We start from the raw sequence: 21,917 nt of genomic DNA, 5'->3' as shown, positions 1-21,917 counted from the left end.
GCGGCGTTCCGACGAAGGCGTCAGACGCCTCACCCCTCGAAACCGAGTTGCTTTCATTCGCGAGCAAGCTCGCTCCCACAGTTTTTGCATCCACCGATCCATCGCATTCCAGCTACTGAGCAGGCGGCGCCGGCTCCGGCTCATTGGTCACCCGCAGCAATCCCCACAGCCCCGAGGTATTGCCGTAGGCGGCGTAATCGCGGAACAGGTAGTCCCCCGGTATCGCGTTGCTGCCCCCGGCGCTCGGGATCATGAAGCTGAAGTGCGCCGCCGGCAGAACGCTCTCGTGAGCGCCGATGTACATCGACATCGGGTTGTAGCCGAAGCGCACCGAGCCCACACCCGGCGTGCCCATCGGGTAGCCACCGGTGTCGCTCTTCTCGGCCTGGAACGGGTTGAGCGACCAGACATGTCCGTCGAGCTGGAACGTCGTGCCGCGACTGCCGCCGCTCGGCATCAGGATGTGCGTACGCAACGGCTGCCCCGGTTTGGCATACAGCACCGGCGTCTGCGGATCGCCCCCCACCAGCGCATTGCTGTAGGCCATGTGCGCGTTGGTCATGTCGCCGTAGCCGGCGCCATCGGCATGGCCGAACGGCGCATCCGGAGCGAGGCCGAAGCGATACCACAGCGGCTCGGTCTTGTAGTTGATGGCCATGCTCGAGTTGTCTTGCGGATCGGTCGGCACACCGAAGCCCTCGGCAGCGATGCCTTCGACCGGCCGGCCATTGGCCCAGCGCGTGTTCAGCGCCTTGTGCCAGACCATCGCGAAGTCGCGGTAAGTCGTCTGCCCCGGTGCGGTGACCGTGGCGTTGACCTTGCGCGCATCGTCGACCCAGGTCGCGCCGATCGGCAGGATGCTCATCGCACCCCCCAGACCTTTTTGCGGTTGCTTGATCACATCCGCCGGGGTGATGTTCAAGCCACCGAATTCCACGGCCGTGGCGTTGATGTTGTCGACACTGCGCCCCAGTTGAGTCACCGGTTTGCCTTCACGCTCCAGGTGCCCGGCGTAGTACTGATAGGTACGGGTCGGGTAGGCGCCGCTGCTGCCAACCCGTGGCGGCACGGTCTGGATCGGGTTGGCGCCGACGTTGGCACCGTCGGATTTGGTGATGTCGTAGGCCAGCAGTTGGGCGTGCAGCCCCACGTGGCTGGACGGCCGCATCAGGTTGTTGCTGAAAGTGGTCGAGCCCAGGCCGCTGTTGCGGTCGCGCTTGACGATGCCTTGCATCACCGCGGTCTGGGTCAGGTCCGGCATCACGCTCGGCAGACGGTTTTCCAGGGTGATGTTGATGCAGTCCCCCGCCGCTGCGCGCAGTACCAGCGGTTCGACCGGAATGCCGGGTTTGAGCTTGCCGCTGACCGGATCGAGGTCGGATTTGCGCACGTACAGGATCGCCGTCGGATCATGCAGCGGCCCGCTCTGGCCACCGATGGTGATGGTCTCGCCGTCCTCCGGATCAGTCACGGTCACTTGCGGGATGCTCACCGTGCGCGAGTTCAGCACCAGGGTGCCGCCCGCCGGATTCAGCGGCCCGCCGACATGCTGACCGAGCCCGGCCGAATCGCCGATGCTCAGGCCCAGCGAATTGCCGAGGATGTCGTTGGCCAGCGCGGCGACCACTTCATAGTTGCGCTGCACCGTCGGCCGGGTGCCGATGCCGTTGGGGTTGGCGCTGATCCGTGGGCAGCTGCCTTCAAACGCCACGGTGTTGCGCATGCCGGCCGGGTTCGGGTTGTTGGGGATGGCGAACAGGTCATTGCGTTTGGCCGTGTAGTTGCGCATCACGCCCCAGATCCCGCTCCAGTAGCCTTCGATCGAAGCGTCCATCGAGTACAGATAGTCACCGGTGGTCGCGGCGGAACTGGACAGCATCGACACGGGTGCGATGAAGCCCATCTGTTCAGAGATGCCGATCATCTGCGAGGCGCGCCAGCCAGAGTTGGAGCTGTTGCCGAAACCGGAACCGCTCTGCAGCCATTTCACGCCGTGCAGGGTGACGTTGTGCTCTTCCTCGTGGCCGCCGGCATGGACCCGCAGACGCACGTTGTCGCCGGTGTAGGTACGCAGCATCGGGGTGAACGGATCGCCCGGCTCGCTGCCGCCCTTGTTGATGTGCGGCGGGAACAGCGTGGTGCCGCCGGTCGGGCCGGTGGCAGCCGTCACCAGATTCGGCGCCAGGTTCATCGCCGGGATCGCCCGGTCGGTACGGCTTTGCATGGCGTACGCCAGATCGCCGCCGAGGCCGTCGGCCTGCATGCCGCGCTTGCCGTCCGGGCCGACCTTGTTCGGGTCGTAGACCCGCAGGGCCAGCGGCTCGTTGCGATAGTTGACGACGAACATGCCCGGATCATCCACGGAGATCGCTTGCGGGCAAGGCCGGCTCGGGCAGCCCGGCACCTGACCGCCCTGCATTTCCAGCACGCCCTCAAGCAAGGAGCTGGCGTTGCTGCGCACCGGCGGGTTGATCGCGTAGCGGAAGCTGTCGGCGGTGGCCGGAAACGCTTGCGGATCAGGCACGCCGTTAGGGCCGGCGCCCACGTACACACCGGCTTCATAGGCGTGCTGGAAGTCGCTGTATTCGAGGAAGAACTCACGGAAGCTGTCGTTCTTGCCGTCGCCGTCGAGGTCGCCGGTGTTGATCACCGCCTGCCACGAGGTCGGCCCGCCGTCCTGGCGCGCGCCGCTGTACAGAGGCTCGCCGGTTTCGGCGTGAAACCAGGTGGAACCGGCCGGCTCCGCCAGCACCGTGGCATACAGCCCGATCTGCTGGTGAGTCGATGGGCCGAGGTGGTCGTGGGTGAAAATCGTGCCCAGCCCCCGGTCCACGCCCTTGGCGTTGACCACCGGATCGACGAACCACCGTTGCATGGCCGTGCGTGCGCCCATCCAGTCGCTGCGCCCGAACTGGCCGAAGAATGGATGCGCCTTGGCTTTCGGGCACGCCTGGGTGCCGTCGCGCGGGTCGCTGCCCTCGCACTGGTTGTACTCGCGGATCGCGTGAATGCGTTCCTGAACAGCGCCTGGGGAGAGCACGCCGTCCTCGTAGTTCCAGCCGTTGGAGGAACCGTCGGCGGACGTCAGGTCCCACTTCGGCAGGTGGATGTGCTGGCCGATCACGTCGGTCGGGGTGCGCACCTGATAGTCGTCCATCTCGTAGGTGGCGGGCACCAGGTTGGTTTGCTGGTATTGCACGCAGTCGAAGGTGTTCATGCGCATCACCAGCGGCTCTGGCGGACGCTGCTTGGTGATCACCGGCCAGGCGTCTTCCCACAGCGCCAGAATCCGGGCTTGCGGGAAGTGATAACCGACCTTGTTGTAGACCGCATCGAACTGGATGTTGGCGGCCTTGTAGATCCGTGGCCGGTCGGCGGTGAAGGTCGAAGCGCCGACGAAGGACATGCCGTCCAGCCGGTCGCCGCTGGCGAATTCACCGCTGCCGGCGCTGCTGGTCAGGCGTTTTTGCCGGTCGTCCATGCACGGTTCGTAGTACGGCGCGCCGGCCATCGGCAAGGCGCCGTTGGTGCGGAAGGCCTTGGCCACGATTTGATTGCCGGGCAGCAAGGCAAAGCTTGGGTGGTCTTTTTTCGCGTGGAACGCCATCGCGGCCTGTTCCACTTCCGTGCCCTCTTCGGGCAGGTAAATCGGTTTGGCGCGAGTGACTTCCTTGGAGAAGTCCAGCGAAGTGGTCACGGTGTGTGCCTCGCCTCCGGCCGCCACTCCGTCGAGGGCGTGCCGCTGCAAGCCGCCATCCCAGCCGCCGGACTGGTTCGGGTCGAGGTTGGCCCACAGCGCCTTGCCGCTGGCTTTCAACGATTGCGCGGTGGCGGCGTCGAGCATGTCCAGCGGTGGGGTTGGCGGACGCTGACCCACCGAACTTTCCATGCCGCCAATCCAGAATGGATAGCCGGGGTTTTTCAGGCTGCCGTCGGCGTTGCGGTTGGCTTCGCTGCGATCGACCAATGCCAGGGAACCGATGGCTTGCGATCCGCCGTTGCCGCTATGGTGTTCGCCATCGTCATCGCCCTCTTCTTCCTCATCGTCGTCATCGTGGCCGGCGACCAGGGTTTCACCGATTTTCGGCACGACCACCACTTTGCCCGGCATCGGGGCCATGGCTTTGCCGGGCAGCGGCACGACGGCCGGAATCGGCGTGCCGGCAATGATCTCGCCATCCGGCAAGGCGCGGGCACCGGCAGCCGGTTTACCGCTGCGCAGTGCGTAAGGTTCGCTGTGATAACCATCGGCGCCCTGTTGCGACACTTCCAGCCGGGTGCCTTCTTCGAACACATCGTGCACCCGCCACATCGACCACATGCCCTGAGCGAAATGCGGATAGAAGTGACAGTGATAGATCGCATCGCCGGCCACCCGGTTGCGGTTGCCGGAGCCGCCGTTGGCGATTTCGTAGGTATAGCCGGCGCCCGGACCAATGCCTTGGGCATCGACATAATCGGAGTTGTCATCATTGGGGTTGAACAGCCACTGGTGACCGTGCAGGTGAAAGATGTGCTGCTCGTGGCCGTTGTGGGTGTTGCGGAATTTGACGAAGTCACCGATGTAGCTGTGGTTGACGTTCGACGGCTCCGACGGATAAAGGGCCATGGTGGCCTTGACGCCGACCTGATCGGCGCTGGGTGTCTGGCCGGGGGCGATGCTCTCGAGCCCGGTGTTGGCCGGCACATCCACCAGCATCGCCACGTCACCGACGGTGTGCGAGCTGAGGAAGAATTCTTCGTAGGCGCAGGACAGGCAATCGTGCATCGGCCCCACGCCGAGACGGTTGGCGACCACTTCAGCGCCCATGCCGCCGGAACCGTAGTTGATCATGAACGAGTCGCGGGTCGGCTCCAGCACATGGGCCATGACCGGGTCGGCCCAGTAGGCGGGGAATGCCTGGGTGGCGGCAGTTTCATCCTGGAACTGCGAGGCGAAATCGCGAAATGGTTCGAGGCGGTTGGGGATCGCCGGGTTGCGTTTGCCCATCGATTCCAACGGATAGGTGCTGGGCGCAAAACTGCCATCGGCATTGCTGCCCATGACAATCGCATCGCTTTCGCTGGAGATGATTTCGTTGCCGTCGACCATGCTGATGATCGGCGTGCCAGCCTTGCCTTCGCGCAGCCATGGTTCGCGCTGCGGGTAGCGAGCCTGGTAATCGACGATGGGTTGACCGGCCGGTGTGCGACCGGTGGTGGCCAGACGCATTTCTTCTTCAGTGAGAGTGTTGCGATAGGTGCGGCCCGACTTCGGCACCACCACGACCTGGCCGAACAGACCATTGGCGGTATTCCCGGCCGCGCCCTCGCCACCGAATGTCGCGCCGCGACTGCTGACGGCAAACGCTCCTTCGCGCTCGGCGTACAGCACATACGAACGGCTCGCGCCCGGCGGCACCAGGGTATTGGCGTTACGCCCGGTATAGGAGGAAATGTCGTCGATGCTGTTCACCGCTTGCAGGCCGTTGACCTGGAAACCGACATGGCGGTCGGCGACCTGCTCGTCGACTTTGAAAGCATCGGCGCCGTTGGCGTTCTCGGTGCCCTCCTCGCCTTCTTCGCCTTCAGGGCCTTCGAAATGCTTGTTCGGGTTGGCCTGATAATCGAGCAGGTTCTGCAGGTTGATCGTCAGGCAATCACCGGCGGCCACCCGCAGCACCAGCGGCCGCGGGCGCTTGTCCGGCCGCAGCGAGACTTTGCCCGGCACCGCGCTGCCGCCATTGGCCAGCGAAACGTCATGCTCATCCACCACATCGCGGCGCAGCGCGTACATCATCCCGTTGGCATTCTGCGCACCGAGGCGGTTGAACATCAGCGGTTGATCGAAGGCGACGACGTTGGCCACCAGATTGCGCTCACAGCGCACGGTGGCGCTGGCCAGTTCGACACTGAGCATCGAGACCAGCAACAGCAGCCAGTTCAACAGGGACGGTGCGTGGTGAATGCCAACCATGATCGGAAACCTCGTAGTGGGTGCTCACAGGGAACGATTCTCGATAAACCCCTTGGAGCAATCCGCATGCCACAAAAAATTGCTTTCCATCTCAATCAGTTACACAAGCCATTTGAGAATCCGGGGGATATTCCCCACCCGTTTCCCCACTTTTCCGGCCCCTCGGATTTGCCCCGAAAGTGGGGAAAATCCGTGTCCGGACCTACAACGGCGCGTCCACTGCCAGCCCTTGCAGACGCCGGTACTGGCGCAAGACGCTGGGCACGTAACGTTGAGTTTCGGCGAACGGCGGGATCACCCGGCCGCGGCTGAGCACCGCGTCAGGTCCGGCGTTGTAAGCCGCCACGGCCAGGGCGATGTCGTTGTCGAACAGGGTCATCAGGCGCTTGAGGTATTTGGCCCCGCCCTGGATGTTGGCCTTGGGGTCGTAGACGTCTTTCACCCCCAGCTCGCGGGCGGTGTCGGGCATCAATTGCATCAGTCCGCCGGCCCCCTTGGGCGAGGTGGCGCCGGGGTTGTAATTGGATTCGGACTTGATCACCGCGTGCAGCAAGGCTTCAGGCAGCTGATTGGCGCTGGCCGCCGCTGACACCAGCTCGGCATAGGGCTGGTTGGCGATCAATTGTGGTTGCCGGTCAAGGCTGACCAGCGGCGCATCGGCTTCGCGGATCACCCGCTCGTAAGTGCGTCCGGGACGGTGGACGTTGGACAGCACGTAGCTGCCCTTGGCGTCCACGGATACGAAGACATCGGCTTGCGCGACACCGACTGACAGCACGCAGCCGAGCAGTCCTGCAGTGAATGAACGGATCATTGGGCCTCCCCTGACAGGCCCCGAAAAATTGGGGGAAATGCCCCACTGACCCGTCGTCATCCAGCCCTACGCAAGCACTGTGCCGAATCTTGAAGAGCCCGTAATACAAGGGCTACAGCCCGACAGCCGAATTTATCGGGGGCTGAGCATGGCAATTGCATAAGCCCCTGTGGCGACACGGCTGCCACTCACGGGAGGTCATCATGAAGCTGCATTTTCGTCCGCATGCCCAACGCGGTTTCACCCTGCTCGAATTGCTCGTGGTGCTGGTGGTGCTTGGCCTGCTGGCCGGGATCGTCGCGCCCAAATATTTCGCCCAGCTGGGGCGTTCCGAAGTGAAGGTCGCCAAGGCGCAGATCGAAGGCCTGAGCAAGGCGCTGGATCTGTATCGGCTGGAAGTCGGCCACTACCCCTCCACCGAACAAGGCTTGCAGGCGCTGGTGACCGCACCGAGCGACGAAGCCAAATGGACCGGCCCGTACTTGCAGAAAAAACTGCCGCAGGATCCGTGGGGGCGTAACTACACCTACCGCTATCCCGGCGAAAACGCCGAGTACGATCTGCTCTCGATGGGTAAGGACGGCCAGCCCGGCGGCGAAGGCGAAAACGCCGAAGTCACCAACTGGCAATGAGCGGAGTACAGCGCATGCGTTTTCATTTGAAGGCAGTGGGCAAGGCCGGGGTGGTGTCGCTGAGCGTCGAGGCGCCCGGCCAGAGCGAAGCGCGGCGCATCGCCGAGGATCAAGGCTTGCGCGTGGTCAGCCTGCACGCCGAGCGTCACTGGCGCTCGTTGCGTCTGAGCAAGCGTGAAACCTTCAACCTGGTGCTGTTCAGCCAGGAACTGACCACCCTGCTCAACGCCGGCCTGCCACTGATTGATGCACTGGAAAGCCTGGCCGAAAAAGAAACCGCCCCCGCCGCCCGCAAAACCCTGAGCGAGCTGGTGCGACTGCTGTACGAAGGCAAATCCTTCTCCCAGGCACTGGGCCAGTTGTCGGCGGTTTTCCCGCCGTTGTACGTGGCGTTGGTACAGTCCAGCGAGAAGACCGGTGCGGTCGGCGATGCGCTGGGCCGCTACGTGAGCTATCGCCAGCGCATGGACGAGGTGCGGCAGAAGATCGTCAGCGCCTCGATCTACCCGCTGTTGTTGCTGGTGGTCGGCGGTGGCGTGGTGCTGTTTTTGATGGGCTACGTGGTGCCGCGCTTCAGCCTGGTGTTCGAAGGGCTGGGCTCGAACCTGCCGTGGCTGTCGCAGATCCTGATGAGCAGCGGCATGTTTCTGCACGCCCATCAGGGTGAGTTTTTCGGCCTGTTGGCGACAATCGTCATCGCCCTCGCCGTGCTGCAGAAACAACCGGCGTTTCGCCGTGGGCTGGATCGGCTGGTGGAGAAACTGCCCGCCGTGCACCAGCGGATTTTCATGTATGAGCTGGCGCGGTTTTACCGGTCTCTGGGGATTCTGCTGCAAGGCGGGATTCCACTGGTGACGGCCATGGGCATGGTGCGCGGCCTGCTCACCGTAGCCTCGCGGGCGCGGCTGGATCAGGCCTGCGAGCGGGTGCGCGAGGGGCAATCGCTGTCCACCGCACTTGAGCTCAACCGGCTGGTGACACCCGTGTCCCTGCGCCTGCTGCGCGCCGGCGAACAGTCCGGCAACCTCGGGCAAATGATGGAACGCAGCGCCGATTTCTACGATGAGGAAATCAGCCGCTGGATCGAGTGGTTCGTGCGTCTGTTCGAACCGCTGCTCATGACCTTCATCGGCCTGTTGATCGGGGTGATCGTGATCCTGATGTACATCCCGATCTTCGAACTGGCTTCGAGTATCCACTGACCTCGGGAACGGGTCGGATCACACGCAAAAACAAGGCACATCCACGTTCCCAATCAAGACAACAAAGACGGAGAACGATATGCACATTAAAAAGCTAGTGCTCGCAATGGCCATCGGCGCAGTCCTGTCGGCGTCTACCGTACTGATTCCGGACAACCTGTCCGGGCTGTCGAGTGTTCAGGCCAAGGAAGGGGGTAGCGGTGGCGGCGGTGGTGGAGGTAGTGGCGGTGGCGGCGGCGGTGGACACGGCGGTGGTGGAGGCGGTAACGGCGGTGGTGGCAGCGGAGGCGGTGGTGGCGGTAATGGAGGTGGCGGCGGTGGCAATGGTGGTGGTCACGGCGGCAGCGGCAGTGGCAATGGTGGTAGTCACGGCGGCAGCGGCAGTGGTGGCAACAGTGGCAGTGGCGGCGGAGGCAACAGTGGCCACAGCGGCAGTGACCACGGTTCGGGCCATTCCGGCAGCACGGCGTCATCGGGTCGCAGCGGAACGCATTCGGAACCCGGCGATGACCACGGTGTGCATCGCGCGGGCGAAGTCGGCGACGACCATGGAGTACACCGCGCCGGCGAAGTCGGCGATGACCATGGCGTACACCGCGCCGGTGAAGTCGGCGATGACCATGGCGTACACCGTGCCGGTGAAGTCGGCGATGACCGGGGCCAGCATGCGGCGGGCGAACCCGGTGATGATCGCGGCGTACATGTCGGCGGTGAGCCTGGCGATGACAAGCGGGCCAACTGACTCACGTTGAAACACACCACCTGTGGGAGCGAGCTTGCTCGCGAAGGCGTCGGCACACACAACCTCTTCGAAGGCAGACAGAGAGCTTTCGTCGGAACGCCGCCCGGAGCAAGCTCGCTCCCACAGTTATCGGCTACTGAATTTTTGAGCGGCTACAAAATCGCTTGTGCCTTATCCAGCCGCTCACGCAAAAACTCGATCAACGCCTGCACCGGCCGTGACGCCTGACGATGTTGCGGATACACCGCCGACAACGTCAGCGGTTCGGGCCGAAACTCGTCCAGCACCGGCACCAGCCGCCCATCCTTCAGCGCCGCGCCGACAATGAACGTCGGCAGATAGGTAATCCCCATCCCCGCCACCGCCGCATCCCGCAGCAATTCACCGTTGTTGACGCGCATCCGCCCGGTGACGTTCACCAGCAGCGGCTTGCCCTGCCCCGCGTTGAACCGCCACTGCACCGAACGCCCGTGGCCGTAAGGCAGGCAGTCGTGGCCGAGCAGATCTTCCGGTTTGACCGGCGTACCGCGCTCGGCCAAATACCCCGGACTGGCGCAGTAAACCCGCTCGATTGACGCGATGCGGCGGGCGATCAAGGTCGAGTCTTCCAGCACACCGATACGTAGCGCCAGATCGTAACCCTCGCCCAGCAGATCCACCGGCCGATCACTCAGATCCACTTCCACCGTGACCTCGCGATAACGCTGCAGAAACGGCGGCAGCAGGCAGCCCAAATGCGCCAGTGCAAACGACAGCGGTGCGCTCACGCGAATCGCCCCGCGCGGCTCGGCGGTCTGCCCGGCGATGCTCTGCTCCACCGATTCCACTTCGCCGAGCAAACGCAGAGCCGACTCGTAATAACTCTGGCCCAGCGGCGTCACGTCCAGGCGCCGGGTCGAGCGGTTGAGCAATCGAACGCCGAGGCGTTCTTCCAGCTGCATCAACCGACGGCTGACGAACTGCTTGGACAGGCCCAATTGATCGGCCGCCGCGGTAAAGCTGCCGGAGTCCATCACCTGGCAAAAAATACGCATGTCTTCGAACGGGTTCATTGTCACTCTCTGGTTGACAGTTAAACGCTTTATAGCCGCTTTTTCACTTTCCGGCACCTCATTAATCTGTGCTCACGGTGTTGCTGAGGCCTGAAGCCCAGCGCCACAGCAGCCCGATCCCAAGGCATACAAAAACTCAAACGACTTAAAAAGGAATTACACATGAACATCAAGAAAACCCTCGCCGCGTCCCTCCTCGCCCTGTCCATCGGCAACGCATTCGCCGCCCAGAACACTGGCGTCGAACACAACACCCAGGCCTTCCTCGATGCCCTCGCCGCCGGTGGTGGCAAACCGCTGGAGCAACTGAGCCCGAAAGACGCCCGTGCGGTGCTGACCGGTGCCCAGGCTTCGGTGAAGGTTGACCTGTCCGGCGTTGAAGTCAGCGACAAGGCGATCAAGGTCGATGGCCAGACGATCAACCTGAAAGTGGTGCGTCCGGCCAAGGTCAAGGGCGAGCTGCCGGTGTTCATGTTCTTCCACGGTGGCGGCTGGGTGCTGGGTGACTTCCCGACGCACCAACGCTTGATCCGTGATCTGGTGGTGAGCTCTGGCGCGGTTGCGGTGTATGTCGATTACACGCCGTCGCCGGAAGCGCAGTACCCGACTGCGATCAATCAGGCTTACGCGGCAACCAAATGGGTGGCCGAGCACGGCAAGGACATCGGGGTCGACGGCAAGCGTCTGGCGGTGGCCGGTAACAGCGTCGGCGGCAACATGGCGGCGGTCGTGGCGTTGATGGCCAAGGAGCAGAAAACCCCGGCCCTGCGCTTCCAGCTGCTGATGTGGCCGGTGACCAACGCCGGGTTCGATAACGGCTCGTACCAGCAATTCGCCGAGGGCCACTTCCTGACCAAAGGCATGATGCAGTGGTTCTGGGACAACTACACCACCAACCCGGCCGAGCGCGCGCAGATCCATGCCTCGCCACTCAACGCCAGCGCCGAACAGCTCAAGGGCCTGCCCGCCGCGCTGGTGCAGACCGCCGAGTTCGACGTGTTGCGTGACGAAGGCGAAGGCTACGCCCGCCACCTCGACGCGGCGGGTGTGCCGGTGACCTCGGTGCGTTACAACGGGATGATTCACGACTTCGGCCTGCTCAACCCGCTGAACGGCATCCCCGAGGTGAAAGCCGCCGTGCGCCAGGCAGCGGCAGAACTCAAGACCCACCTGAACTGAGTGCAACCCCTCGCCACACCTTCGGGTGTGGCGTTTTCTTTTGTGCCCGCCGGAGTTCACCTCATGAGCCTTTTTTCTGCCCATCTGCTGTCCTGGAGTGCCCTGCTGCTGGTGCTCGACGCGCTGATCTGGCACCTCGCGCCGTTCAAGCATCGCGCGCAACGGGTCGCTGTGCGACTGGTGCTGTTTCTGGCCTTCAACGCACTGGTCATCAACGCCGGCGTCAGCCCGTTGCAGGTGCCCATGTTCGCCGATGACCCGGTGGCGCAACTCGGGGCGACGGCCCTGGGGATTCTCTGGTGGCTTTACGCCGCGCGGGTGCTCACCGAAGTCATCGGCCTGATCCTGATGCGCCGCATCGGCCACAGCGGCCGTCTGTTGCAGGACGTGATCGGTGCGCTGGTGTTTCTGGCGGCCATCGTCGCGGCAGCCGGTTATGTGCTGGATCTGCCGGTCAAAGGTCTGCTCGCGACCTCCGGCGTGGTGGCGATCGTCATCGGTCTGGCGCTGCAAAGCACCTTGGCCGACGTGTTTTCCGGCATCGTGCTCAACACCACCAAGCCGTATCAGGTGGATGATCTGGTGGTCATCGACGGCGTCGAAGGCAAAGTGCTCGACATCAACTGGCGCGCCACGCACCTGCTGACCAGCACCGGCACCCTGGCCGTGGTGCCGAACTCGGTGGCGGCCAAGGCCAAGATCGTCAACCTCAGCCGCCCGAACAACCTGCACGGCGTGTCGATCAGCATCAAGGTGCCGAACCACATACGCCCGCGCCGGGTACTCGACGCCCTCGACCGCACGCTGCAGGGCAGCAGCAGTCTGTTGCTGTCGCCTGCACCGAAAGCGGTGCTGAAAGAGGCCGGCGAAGAAATGTCCGAGTACGTGGCCAGCGGATTCATCGCCGAACTGGGCAAGAAAAGCGACGTGCGCAATCAACTGTTCGACCTCGCCCACCGCCACCTCGAAGCGGCCGGTATTTCGCGCCACCCCGACGGCGTGATCGAACCTTCGACCCGCGCCCGTGCCTTGCTCGATGAAGTGAAAATCTTCCGCTCGCTGAGCCATGAGGAACGCGATCGTCTTGCCGAATCGATGGTCGCGCAGCAGTACAGCGCCGGGCAGGTGGTGCTCAATCTGGAGGAAGTCCCGGACAGTCTGTTCGTGATCGCTACCGGCGTGGTCAGCGCCAGCGTGCCCGACGGCAACGGATTCACCGAGGCCGGGCGCATGGGGCCGAGTGAAGTCATGGGCGAACAGAGCATTCTGGCGGATACGCCTTCGCAGGCGACGTTTACCGCACTGACGTCTTCGATCATTTATCGCCTCGACAAAAACCTGACTCGCCAGTGCATGGAACAGCGCAGTGAAGTGGGTCGGGCGTTGAATAAACTGCAGGCGGTACGGCAGCAGAATAGCCGGTTGGCGTTGATGGCCAAGCCTGCGCCAGTGAGGAAAGGTGGATTCCTGGGCTGGTTGCAAAAACGCTGAGCCCTTTTCAGAAGACAAAAAGAGGCCCGCCACTTTGGCGGGCCTCTTCGTTACAAGCTTACTTGGCAGTGAACTTGGTATAGCTGTTGATCAGGTTGCGATAGTTAGGCAGGCGCTGGGACAGCAGATTCGCCAGACCTTCCATGTCGTTGCGCCAGTCACCCTGCAGCTCACACGCCACAGCAAACCAGTTCAGCAGGTGTGCACCCGCCGCCGACATGCGCGCCCAGGCCGCTTGCTGCACAGTGGTGTTGAAAGTGCCGGAAGCGTCAGTCACCACAAACACTTCAAAACCTTCAGCGATGGCCGACAGAGTCGGGAACGCCACGCACACATCAGTCACCACACCGGCGATGATCAGTTGCTTGCGGCCGGTGGCCTTGATGGCCTTGACGAAGTCTTCGTTGTCCCAGGCGTTGATCTGGCCAGGGCGGGCGATGAACGGCGCATCCGGGAATTGCTCTTTCAGTTCAGGCACGATCGGGCCGTTCGGGCCGCTGTCGAAACTGGTGGTGAGGATGGTCGGCAGGTTGAAGAACTTGGCGATGTCACCCAGCGCCAGCACGTTGTTCTTGAACTCGTTCGGCGAAAAATCCTGCACCAGCGAGATCAGACCGGTCTGGTGGTCGACCAGCAGGACCACGGCGTCGTCTTTGTTCAGGCGTTTGTAAGGAACGTTGCTCATGTGAAACTCCTCGGGATGGGTGATGCGGCAAGCGCCGGCCACGAAGACCGGCGCCGTTTACGGAATCAGAAAGCGAAGCAGGAGCAACCGAACGCGCCCCAGAAACCGGCAAAATCGCTGACCGGTGCATTCGACATCCGCGCTTTTTCATGGCTGTGGGTATGCACCGCGCACGGGCCGCTGCATTGGTGGACCTGGGCCTGCAATGGCGAATTCGGGCGCCAGTGGCCCGGGACTTTCACCACTGGCGACCAGTCCGGCAGCACCGGCAAGGCACGCGGGCCGAGGTCTTCGAAGTCGCCGGCGGAATAAACGATCTTGCCGCCGACCACGGTCAGCACCGACTCGATCCACTTGATCGCTTCTTCCTCGACACTGAAGAAGTCCGCGCTCAACGCTGCCAGATCCGCCAGTTGCCCGACCTTGATCTGGCCCTTCTTGCCCTGCTCGGACGAGAACCAGGCGCTGCCATGGGTGAACAGTTCCAGCGCGGTGCTGCGTGGCAGACCTTCTTCGTACAGCGCCAGACCGCCGACGGTGCGACCGCTGACCATCCAGTACAGCGAAGTCCACGGGTTGTAGCTCGACACCCGCGTGGCATCGGTGCCCGCGCCGACCGGCACGCCTTCGGCAAGCATGCGCTTGATCGGCGGCGTGGCTTCGGCGGCTTGCTTGCCATAACGGTCAACGAAATATTCGCCCTGGAACGCCATGCGATCCTGAATCGCGATGCCGCCGCCCAACGCTTTCACCCGCTCGATGTTCTGCGGGGTGATGGTTTCGGCGTGGTCGAAGAACCATGGCAAGCCGTTGAACGGAATGTCGCGGTTGACCTTCTCGAACACATCCAGCATGCGGCTGATCGATTCGTTGTAGGTCGCGTGCAGACGGAACGGCCAGCGTTGTTCGACCAGGTGGCGCACCACCGGCTCCAGCTCCTGTTCCATGGTCTGCGGCAGGTCCGGGCGCGGTTCGAGGAAGTCTTCGAAGTCCGCCGCCGAGAACACCAGCATTTCGCCGGCGCCGTTGTGACGCAGGAAGTCGTCGCCCTGATGCAACTTGACGCTGCCGGTCCAGTTCTGGAAATCGGTCAGTTCTTCCTTGGGCTTCTGGGTGAACAGGTTGTAGGCGATGCGCACGGTCAACTGGTCGTCTTTGGCCAGTTGCTCGATCACCTGATAATCGTCCGGGTAGTTCTGGAAACCGCCGCCGGCATCGATGGCGCTGGTCAGGCCGAGGCGATTGAGTTCGCGCATGAACTGACGGGTCGAGTTGACCTGATATTCCAGCGGCAGCTTCGGCCCCTTGGCCAGCGTCGAGTACAGAATCATCGCGTTCGGCCGCGCCACCAGCATGCCGGTCGGGTTGCCATTGGCATCGCGCACGATCTCGCCGCCCGGCGGGTTCGGCGTGTCGCGGGTGTAGCCGGCGACGCGCAACGCGGCGCGGTTGAGCAGCGCGCGGTCATACAGGTGCAAGATGAAAACCGGGGTGTCCGGGGCCGCCTGGTTGATCTCTTCAAGGGTCGGCATGCGTTTTTCAGCGAACTGGAATTCGTTCCAGCCACCGACCACGCGTACCCATTGCGGAGTCGGCGTACGGTCGGCCTGATCCTTGAGCATGCGCAGCGCATCGGCCAGCGACGGCACGCCTTCCCAGCGCAGTTCGAGGTTGTAGTTCAAGCCACCACGGATCAGGTGCAAGTGCGAGTCGTTGAGGCCGGGGATCACGCAGCGGCCCTTGAGGTCGACCACTTGAGTGCCAGCACCTTTGAGCGCCATCGCCTCGGCATCGTTACCGACGGCGACGAAGCGCCCGTCCTTGATCGCCACGGCGCTGGCGAGGGGTTTTTCGCGGTCTACCGTATGAAATTGGCCATTGAACAGAATCAGATCGGCGTTCATCGCAGTTCCTTCGAGATAAGTGAAACGGAGCCCGGACCCACCACTTCAGCGCGGCGGATTGGCATTGGATTCGAGGTGTTTGTGTGACTGACCGGCTTCCAGCCACGGCGCGAACAGACGGGTCACCGGCGGCATGAACACGTAGACCACCGACAACACGATGGTCAGGGTGATCAGGAATGTGGCGACCACGTAGTTGGAGAGGAAGGCATTGAGCTGCAGCAGCGGCCCCCAGATCAGCGGCACCAGCAAGGTGTGCGGCAGGATGACCAGCAGCGTGACCACGGCCTGCTTCCAGCGCGGTGGCGGCGAACCGGCCTCGTCGGTCGGCGTGAACCAGAATTCGCTGGCGGTATTGACTTCGGTCTGGTCGCCGTCGGCGAGCATCGGTGCCGCTTCGTCGATCAGCTTCTGACGCTGCGGTGAATCGAGCCAGCGCTGCATCGCGTCGGTCGAGCAATAACGCAGCACGCAGGTGAACAGCGCGAGCCCGCCCTGCTGGCTGCGCATCACGTCCACGCCCAGATGCCCTTCTTCGCGCCCCGCCACACTGACGATATTGCGCAGCCAGGCTTCGTACGGCTGCTCAAAACCGGCCTTGACCCGGTGCTTGACGATCAGCGTCACGGTTTCTTCGGGCCCCGGTTTTTTCAGGGTCTGGGCATCAGGCATAACGGAGTACTCCGGGCAAACGAACATTGAGCGCCAGCCGTCCGGGCCCGGCGATCAGAACAGTGGTGAACAGGATCAACAGCAACCAGCCAAACTGCCCTTCGGCCACACTCCATTGCGGATGCACAAGCAGCAGCGCCACCAGCAACACAAACAGAATAGGCAAGCACGCCAGACGCGCCAGCACCCCGGCGACGATCAGTAGCGGACAGAGGACTTCGGCAAAGATCGCCAGAATCAAAGTGAGGTGGGCACCGAGGTGGAACGGATCTTCGATCAGTTGCAGCTGCGCAGTGAAGTCCAGCAGCTTGGGCAAGCCGTGGACGAACAGCAGAAACAACCCGCCGGTCACCCGCAGGAACAGCAGGCCGAGGTTTTGCGCCTGGTCATTGCGTTGTACAGCGTTCATGGGCCCATCCTTGATCAATCATTGCAGGCATGGTGCAACGATTGATCGGGGGAAATTGGATGGGTGTGCTCTCTTTGGCGTGTTCAGGGCCGGAACCGTGATCGTTCCCACGCTCTGCGTGGGAATGCAGCCCGGGACGCTCCGCGTCCCAAAGAGCGGACGCAGAGCGTCCAATGAGGTATTCCCACGCGGACGGTTCGACGCCTCGACGTGGGAACGATCAGTGGAAACGATCAGGCTATAGCGGGCGCCTCAGCCTTCACCTCCAGGTTATCCAGCACCCGATTCACCGCCAGTTCCCCCAGCATGATCAGTTGCGCAATCCCCAACAGCACATGCCGCTGCGGGCCGTCCACCAGTCCGGCGAAGTCATTGGCCATGACCTTGGCCGAGGTCAGGGTTTCGCAGGCGTCGGCCAGCAGTTCTTCGCTGTCGATGCCGGGGGCGATGAGGTAGCGGGTATTGGGTTTGAGCAGTGGTTTGCGGGGGAGCAGCGGATTGAGATAGTGATCGAGGGCGCGTTCGGCGGCTTCGTGGAATTTCTTGGAGTCGAGGGTTTCGTAGGGGGAAGTCGAATCGACTTCCGGAGGGTTTGGCGTGGGTTTGATCATGGCAAATCTCCGTGATGGGACTGAGCCGCCACGACTCATCGCTAAACAAGTAAAGGTGGCGGCTGTACGCAGGTTAGCGATCCGGGTCACAGAAACCCCGGGTAGACCCGAAGGTCTCCCACGCACAGCCACCATTACGCCAAGTGCAGAGAAAAGACTGCAATTGGTATTGGGCGTTGTTGCGTCTGTAGGGAGCCGGATCGCTAAACCCGATCGCTGCTTTTCAGCGACCGCCAAACAATAGAACCCGCCCCCTAGGCGCACAAGCCGGCGGATTCTGGCGGATGCGTAGGCAAAGGCGCAAGGTTATGTAGCTTTGCGGACATAAGTTTCAACACTCTTCAACGAGGGTTTCCGAAGGCTCGGAAACGACAAAACCCGCGCTCCCCGTTGAAAGGAAGTGCGGGTTTTCATAGTGGGGACTGATAAATAAATGCGCCCCCTTTTATTCTCTTTTATTCTTAGTTTTGATTTCTCCACTTTTAGTTCTATTGATTCAATATAGCAATGCTCTCATATATATTGTCATTCCCTGGAGATCCAGGTCCCGGACTCCGTCCCTTAAATTGATGCATGACGTAATAGCGGCTGCTGCTTTGTAATTCAGTTGATGCATTCAGAAGGTCTGAAAACGAGTTGAGAACAATAAATTTGATTTCAAGTATTATCGCGTCACCGAGCATTTGTGCGTATGATGCATACGGGGTTGCGTTTTTTTCTCTTGCCCATTGCAGGTATTGAGAGTGAGAAATAGTTGAGCTACTTTGAATGTGTACGTATCTTTTTACATTGCTGCAAGTAACCTTATAACTTTTTACTTGGCCTGTTTTATCCTCCACTGTGATGTCGGCCGTTCCGTTCCCCTCACTGCACACAACTCCATCATCATCAACCGAGGCAATCAAGCTGTTAGAGGTTTTATATATGTATGGACCGATTCCGCCTGTTGCTTGGCGCGTCGCACTAGTTCCGGGAGGATTGCCGACTTTCTCCCACTTGAGCGAAGTACCCGCGATTGAGACATTGGCTCCATTCAAATTCATCTGAGATGGATCAATCCATAGAGGACTTAATACGGTGAAGCTCCGCGCTGCCGACGTCTGGCCGGAACCATACAACGCCCTGGCGGTGAAGCTGTGAGGCGCGACGGTCAGGTCGGTCACTGTCAGCGTCCAGATCCCGGTCCCCGGATCGGCGGGAGGCTGCCCTTTGGATGTCGTGCCATCGAATACCTCGACTTTCTGACCCTTGGCGGCGATGCCGGTCAGGATCACGCTGGTTTCGACAGTAGTATCTCCGTTGGAAATTTCTTTATTGCTTGGCAAGCCCTTGACCGAGGTGATGGTCGGCGCCGTGGCGGGGGTTACGGTCAACGTCCACGCTGCCGACGTCTGGCCGGAACCATACAACGCCTTGGCGGTGAAGCTGTGAGGCGCTACGGTCAGGTCGGTCACTGTCAGCGTCCAGATCCCGGTCCCCGGATCGGCGGGAGGCTGCCCTTTGGATGTCGTGCCATCGAATACCTCGACTTTCTGACCCTTGGCGGCGATGCCGGACAGGATCACGCTGGTTTCGACAGTAGTATCTCCGTTGGAAATTTCTTTATTGCTTGGCAAGCCCTTGACCGAGGTGATGGTCGGCGCCGTGGCGGGGGTTACGGTCAACGTCCACGCTGCCGACGTCTGGCCGGAACCATACAACGCCTTGGCGGTGAAGCTGTGGGGCGCTACGGTCAGGTCGGTCACTGTCAGCGTCCAGATCCCGGTCGTCGGATCGGCGGGAGGCTGCCCTTTAGATGTCGTGCCATCGAATACCTCGACCTTCTGGTTCTCGGCGGCCGTGCCGATGAGCGTCACGCTGGTTTCTACAATGGTGCCGCCGTCGGGGATTTCGAAGCCTTCGGAATCCTCCGCTCGGGTGATGACCGGTTTCACATCCTCCACGGCCTTGATGGTGTAAGTCCGCACCGGAAAGGTCACCGCATCGCTTTCCTGCAGACTGCCACTCAACCCGGCCTTGAATTCGATCGTGAATGACGAGCCATCCTTGAGCGCCTGTATCTCGGTCTTCAACACCGTTGAGTCGTAGTAGCCACGGTCGATCCAGCCCTGGTTTGTCCCAGCGTTTCCACCATTCCAGATGGTTTTCGCATAAGGCGTGTTGTCATTGTTCGTACCGGACAGGCGCATCCACACTCTCTGCCCCAACGCAATGAACGGCCAGACCATGGCGCGCAAGGTCGCATTGCCGGTCAGAGCCGCGACGTCCAGCTCCGGCCCGTCACCGTGGTTGGCCGCCTGAACGATCTTCGGCACGTTGGAAAAATCCAGCACCAGCGACTCTACCGCCAAAGTACGGGTATTCGAAGGCAGTGGTGTCGCATTCCCGCGTTTCACCGTGTAGCTGACCGTCACCGTTTTGTTCAGGTTGAAAGCCACCACGCTGTTGGCCAGCGGTATCTCCTGCGGCCCGAGCACGGTGACGGTTTTTTCCGGCGCCGTGTGTGAGCCTCCTGCTGGTGTGCCCGCCGCACCGGTCCAGGTGGCAATGATTTTGTCACCGAGCTGCATGCCGGCGTAATCCACAATGGCGGTCAGGGCATCCTTGGCGTTATTCGGGATCAGGCTGAGGTCATTCGGCGCTTCCTTGATGCGCGGTGCCGTCAGGTCCAGCGCCACACCCACACTGAATGCCTTCTCATCGGAATAACTGGTCGGCCGTCCATCCGCCCATTTGATGGAGTAGAACGCCTCGACCGTTCCCCCTTCATTGTCCTTGATCAACTCGGCGTTGATGGGGAACGGCACCGGTTGACCGGCAGTAAACGAGGACAGCTTGAGCGAGTCGTCATACCGACCGGTTTTCGAGCCCAGCCACACACCGGTCACCTCGTCACCCTTGACGGTGTTCAGGTATTCAACGGTCAACGTGGTGCCGGCCGTGTCCGCCGGCAATACGCCGTCCACCACGCCGTCCACTTTCGGCTCCGGCAGCTCTTTCCTCGGTTCGCCGACGTTCAGGATCTCGGCGTGAATCGAGTCGCGGATGGCGTGGGTGGCGTTGACGCGGTTCATCGTTCCCAGCACCGCGTCGTCGATCAGCAACTGGTAATACAGATCCAGCGTGCCGCCTTCGATCTGTTTCAGATGAAGGCCCGGGACGTTGATCAGCAAGGGCACACCGGCCGTGATATCGCCATTGGTAATCGGGCGCAGCGGCAGGTCAGGCAGGTAGGTGCTCAGGTCAGGCCGGGTGCCGAGCCAGATCAGCTTGATCGCCTGGCCGGCCGCAAAGGCGCTGTCGAATGGAATCTCGATGCGCACCTGTGCCAAGTCCGGATCGAGCGCGCCCTGTGCCGCGTCGAGGGCGACCGGGGCCTGTAACCGCTGGATCTCGCCGATGACATTGATGAACTGGGTCTTGGACAGCAGGTCGGCGGAACCGTCGGCTTTTTTCAGGCGAAAGGACAGGCTGATCTGGGTCTTGGCCAACTGCCGCAGCGCGGCATTGGGTATCGGGATCTCGGGGATGCTGGGGACACTGGCCAGCGCCTCGCCGGTGATTTCCATGTCGATCGGTGCCCCTTCAACCGGTGTGCCCTTGAGCCGGACGATGGGGGTGTCACCCACCTTGAACTTGTTGCTGTCCACGGCAAGGATCTGCGCCGTGCCACAGGCATCCCCCAGCTTGTCGGCATCCAGCTCGTTATTCACCGCTTCCTTGCAGATGGGGGCGGCCAGTCTGTCGGTATCGGACTCCACCCTGACACGCTGCGCGTAACTCCAGTCTTCGGAGCGGTTATCGACCATGTCGTAGAGCTCGAAGGCCACGGCGAGACCGGCATCTGCGGAGTCACCCGCCTCGCGAATGGTTGCCTCGGTGATCTGCACGACAAGCGGCACTGTACCGTCGGCCTCCTCCTGAGTCAGCGGCCCGTGGATGACGAACACCCCGCCCCAGGTCACCTGAACCAAATCGCCGGCCGTTGCATTGGCGTAAGGCTGCGGGCCGTCGTCGGAGGGACCAATGGTGATCGGCACACCGGCGGCGATGTTGTCCTTGTCGATGCCGCCATCGAGAATTTCCCTGGGGATCGTCATTTTCAGTTTCGAGTGCCCCGGCCCTTCGTCGGTGTCATGGCCACCGGGGCGGGTGAGCTTGATCAGCACCTGCATCACTTCGGAGGGCTCGGCCGTTCCACCCTGCCGGGTGACGGCGTAGGACAGCGTGGACGAGCCATCACTGAAGCGCGCGGCGGGCACAAACATCGACAGCGCCGTGCCGACCTCATGATCGTCGACGGTTTTGTTGAACACCGGCTGGCCGTCCAAATAAATCACCAACCGGTCGCCCCGGTACATGGCCCCCCACGGCCCGGCGCGGCACAACAGGCCCTGTTTGGGGAAGTTGTCCCGCACGGCCGCAAGGTTGAGGCCCCAGACATCCGGCGATTGCGACACGGGGCCGGTGCGCCCGGGAATGTCGAGCGCTTTGAGCAGCAGGGGTGATGAACCAGCGGGAATGTTGACAGTCATGGCGTGAACTCCGATCGAATGGCGGGGCGATGG

14 protein-coding genes are annotated in these 21,917 nt (G+C 62.1%); 5 read left to right on the top strand and 9 right to left on the bottom strand.

All coding sequences use genetic code 11. The features are described from left to right. Nucleotides 1–112: 112 nt before the first annotated feature. Together mnxG and I5961_RS10295 are read right to left on the bottom strand one after the other, a co-directional pair. Complete coding sequence (gene mnxG / locus I5961_RS10300) at nt 113–5,956, bottom strand: manganese-oxidizing multicopper oxidase MnxG (RefSeq protein WP_319633927.1); 5,844 nt, start codon at nt 5,954–5,956, stop codon at nt 113–115. Between the two features lie 202 nt (nt 5,957–6,158). Further along, nucleotides 6,159–6,770 carry a lytic transglycosylase domain-containing protein gene (locus tag I5961_RS10295; protein ID WP_413541590.1) on the bottom strand — a complete coding sequence of 204 codons (612 nt, stop codon included), beginning with the start codon at nt 6,768–6,770 and terminating at the stop codon, nt 6,159–6,161. Nucleotides 6,771–6,973: 203 nt separating this feature from the next. Here I5961_RS10295 and gspG point away from each other — a divergent pair, with 203 nt between their 5' ends. From gspG to I5961_RS10280, 3 genes are all read left to right on the top strand, one after another. Continuing rightward, complete coding sequence (gene gspG, locus I5961_RS10290) at nt 6,974–7,402, top strand: type II secretion system major pseudopilin GspG (RefSeq protein WP_085698578.1); 429 nt, start codon at nt 6,974–6,976, stop codon at nt 7,400–7,402. 14 nt (nt 7,403–7,416) lie between these two features. Continuing rightward, the gene (locus I5961_RS10285; protein WP_115077250.1) at nt 7,417–8,604 is read left to right on the top strand and encodes a type II secretion system F family protein; all 1,188 of its coding nucleotides are present in this window, start codon (nt 7,417–7,419) and stop codon (nt 8,602–8,604) included. 79 nt (nt 8,605–8,683) lie between these two features. Then, nucleotides 8,684–9,346, top strand: a complete 663-nt coding sequence (locus I5961_RS10280) for a hypothetical protein (protein WP_227235118.1) — start codon at nt 8,684–8,686, stop codon at nt 9,344–9,346. 152 nt (nt 9,347–9,498) lie between these two features. Here the strand turns inward: I5961_RS10280 and I5961_RS10275 are convergent, their stop codons facing one another. Next, nucleotides 9,499–10,398, bottom strand: coding sequence for a LysR family transcriptional regulator (locus I5961_RS10275; protein WP_227235116.1), 900 nt, complete (start codon nt 10,396–10,398; stop codon nt 9,499–9,501). Nucleotides 10,399–10,560: 162 nt separating this feature from the next. Between I5961_RS10275 and I5961_RS10270 the strand changes: the two genes are divergently transcribed. Both I5961_RS10270 and I5961_RS10265 read left to right on the top strand, forming a co-directional pair. Beyond that, nucleotides 10,561–11,577: an alpha/beta hydrolase gene (locus tag I5961_RS10270; RefSeq protein WP_227235114.1), complete on the top strand. Its 1,017-nt coding sequence runs from the start codon at nt 10,561–10,563 to the stop codon at nt 11,575–11,577. Between the two features lie 63 nt (nt 11,578–11,640). After that, nucleotides 11,641–13,068 carry a mechanosensitive ion channel family protein gene (locus I5961_RS10265; protein ID WP_085704822.1) on the top strand — a complete coding sequence of 476 codons (1,428 nt, stop codon included), beginning with the start codon at nt 11,641–11,643 and terminating at the stop codon, nt 13,066–13,068. A gap of 58 nt (nt 13,069–13,126) precedes the next feature. Here the strand turns inward: I5961_RS10265 and ycaC are convergent, their stop codons facing one another. From ycaC to I5961_RS10235, 6 genes are all read right to left on the bottom strand, one after another. Next, entirely contained in the window at nt 13,127–13,753 is a 627-nt protein-coding gene (gene ycaC / locus I5961_RS10260) for an isochorismate family cysteine hydrolase YcaC (RefSeq protein WP_011333417.1), read from the bottom strand. A gap of 65 nt (nt 13,754–13,818) precedes the next feature. Then, entirely contained in the window at nt 13,819–15,657 is a 1,839-nt protein-coding gene (locus tag I5961_RS10255) for an amidohydrolase (protein ID WP_085698572.1), read from the bottom strand. 45 nt (nt 15,658–15,702) lie between these two features. Continuing rightward, a complete protein-coding gene (locus I5961_RS10250; protein WP_085698571.1) occupies nt 15,703–16,329 on the bottom strand; it encodes an antibiotic biosynthesis monooxygenase in 627 nt (208 codons plus the stop codon). Next, complete coding sequence (locus I5961_RS10245) at nt 16,322–16,738, bottom strand: DoxX family protein (protein ID WP_085698570.1); 417 nt, start codon at nt 16,736–16,738, stop codon at nt 16,322–16,324. Before I5961_RS10245 ends, I5961_RS10250 begins: the two co-directional genes overlap by 8 nt. Nucleotides 16,739–16,971: 233 nt before the next feature. Next, on the bottom strand, nt 16,972–17,349 hold the full coding sequence (locus I5961_RS10240; protein WP_085698569.1) for a DUF6124 family protein: 378 nt from the start codon (nt 17,347–17,349) through the stop codon (nt 16,972–16,974). A gap of 488 nt (nt 17,350–17,837) precedes the next feature. Then, nucleotides 17,838–21,884 (bottom strand): Ig-like domain-containing protein, encoded by a 4,047-nt coding sequence (locus I5961_RS10235; RefSeq protein WP_227235113.1) that lies wholly within the window; start codon nt 21,882–21,884, stop codon nt 17,838–17,840. Nucleotides 21,885–21,917: the final 33 nt, after the last annotated feature.

The organism is Pseudomonas sp. IAC-BECa141 (genome assembly GCF_020544405.1).
Classification (GTDB): Bacteria; Pseudomonadota; Gammaproteobacteria; order Pseudomonadales; family Pseudomonadaceae; genus Aquipseudomonas.
Note: the sequence above shows the minus strand (reverse complement) of the source record. Positions and strands in the feature narration are given on the sequence as shown.

Excerpts from the sequence above, each read along its gene's own strand:
- I5961_RS10245 (WP_085698570.1), bottom strand. The coding sequence starts at position 16,738 with ATGAACGCTGTACAACGCAATGACCAGGCGCAAAACCTCGGCCTGCTG.
- I5961_RS10240 (WP_085698569.1), bottom strand. The coding sequence starts at position 17,349 with ATGATCAAACCCACGCCAAACCCTCCGGAAGTCGATTCGACTTCCCCC.
- I5961_RS10265 (WP_085704822.1), top strand. The coding sequence starts at position 11,641 with ATGAGCCTTTTTTCTGCCCATCTGCTGTCCTGGAGTGCCCTGCTGCTG.
- I5961_RS10295 (WP_413541590.1), bottom strand. The coding sequence starts at position 6,770 with ATGATCCGTTCATTCACTGCAGGACTGCTCGGCTGCGTGCTGTCAGTC.
- mnxG (WP_319633927.1), bottom strand. The coding sequence starts at position 5,956 with ATGGTTGGCATTCACCACGCACCGTCCCTGTTGAACTGGCTGCTGTTG.
- I5961_RS10285 (WP_115077250.1), top strand. The coding sequence starts at position 7,417 with ATGCGTTTTCATTTGAAGGCAGTGGGCAAGGCCGGGGTGGTGTCGCTG.
- I5961_RS10235 (WP_227235113.1), bottom strand. The coding sequence starts at position 21,884 with ATGACTGTCAACATTCCCGCTGGTTCATCACCCCTGCTGCTCAAAGCG.
- gspG (WP_085698578.1), top strand. The coding sequence starts at position 6,974 with ATGAAGCTGCATTTTCGTCCGCATGCCCAACGCGGTTTCACCCTGCTC.
- I5961_RS10255 (WP_085698572.1), bottom strand. The coding sequence starts at position 15,657 with ATGAACGCCGATCTGATTCTGTTCAATGGCCAATTTCATACGGTAGAC.
- I5961_RS10250 (WP_085698571.1), bottom strand. The coding sequence starts at position 16,329 with ATGCCTGATGCCCAGACCCTGAAAAAACCGGGGCCCGAAGAAACCGTG.
- I5961_RS10280 (WP_227235118.1), top strand. The coding sequence starts at position 8,684 with ATGCACATTAAAAAGCTAGTGCTCGCAATGGCCATCGGCGCAGTCCTG.
- ycaC (WP_011333417.1), bottom strand. The coding sequence starts at position 13,753 with ATGAGCAACGTTCCTTACAAACGCCTGAACAAAGACGACGCCGTGGTC.
- I5961_RS10270 (WP_227235114.1), top strand. The coding sequence starts at position 10,561 with ATGAACATCAAGAAAACCCTCGCCGCGTCCCTCCTCGCCCTGTCCATC.
- I5961_RS10275 (WP_227235116.1), bottom strand. The coding sequence starts at position 10,398 with ATGAACCCGTTCGAAGACATGCGTATTTTTTGCCAGGTGATGGACTCC.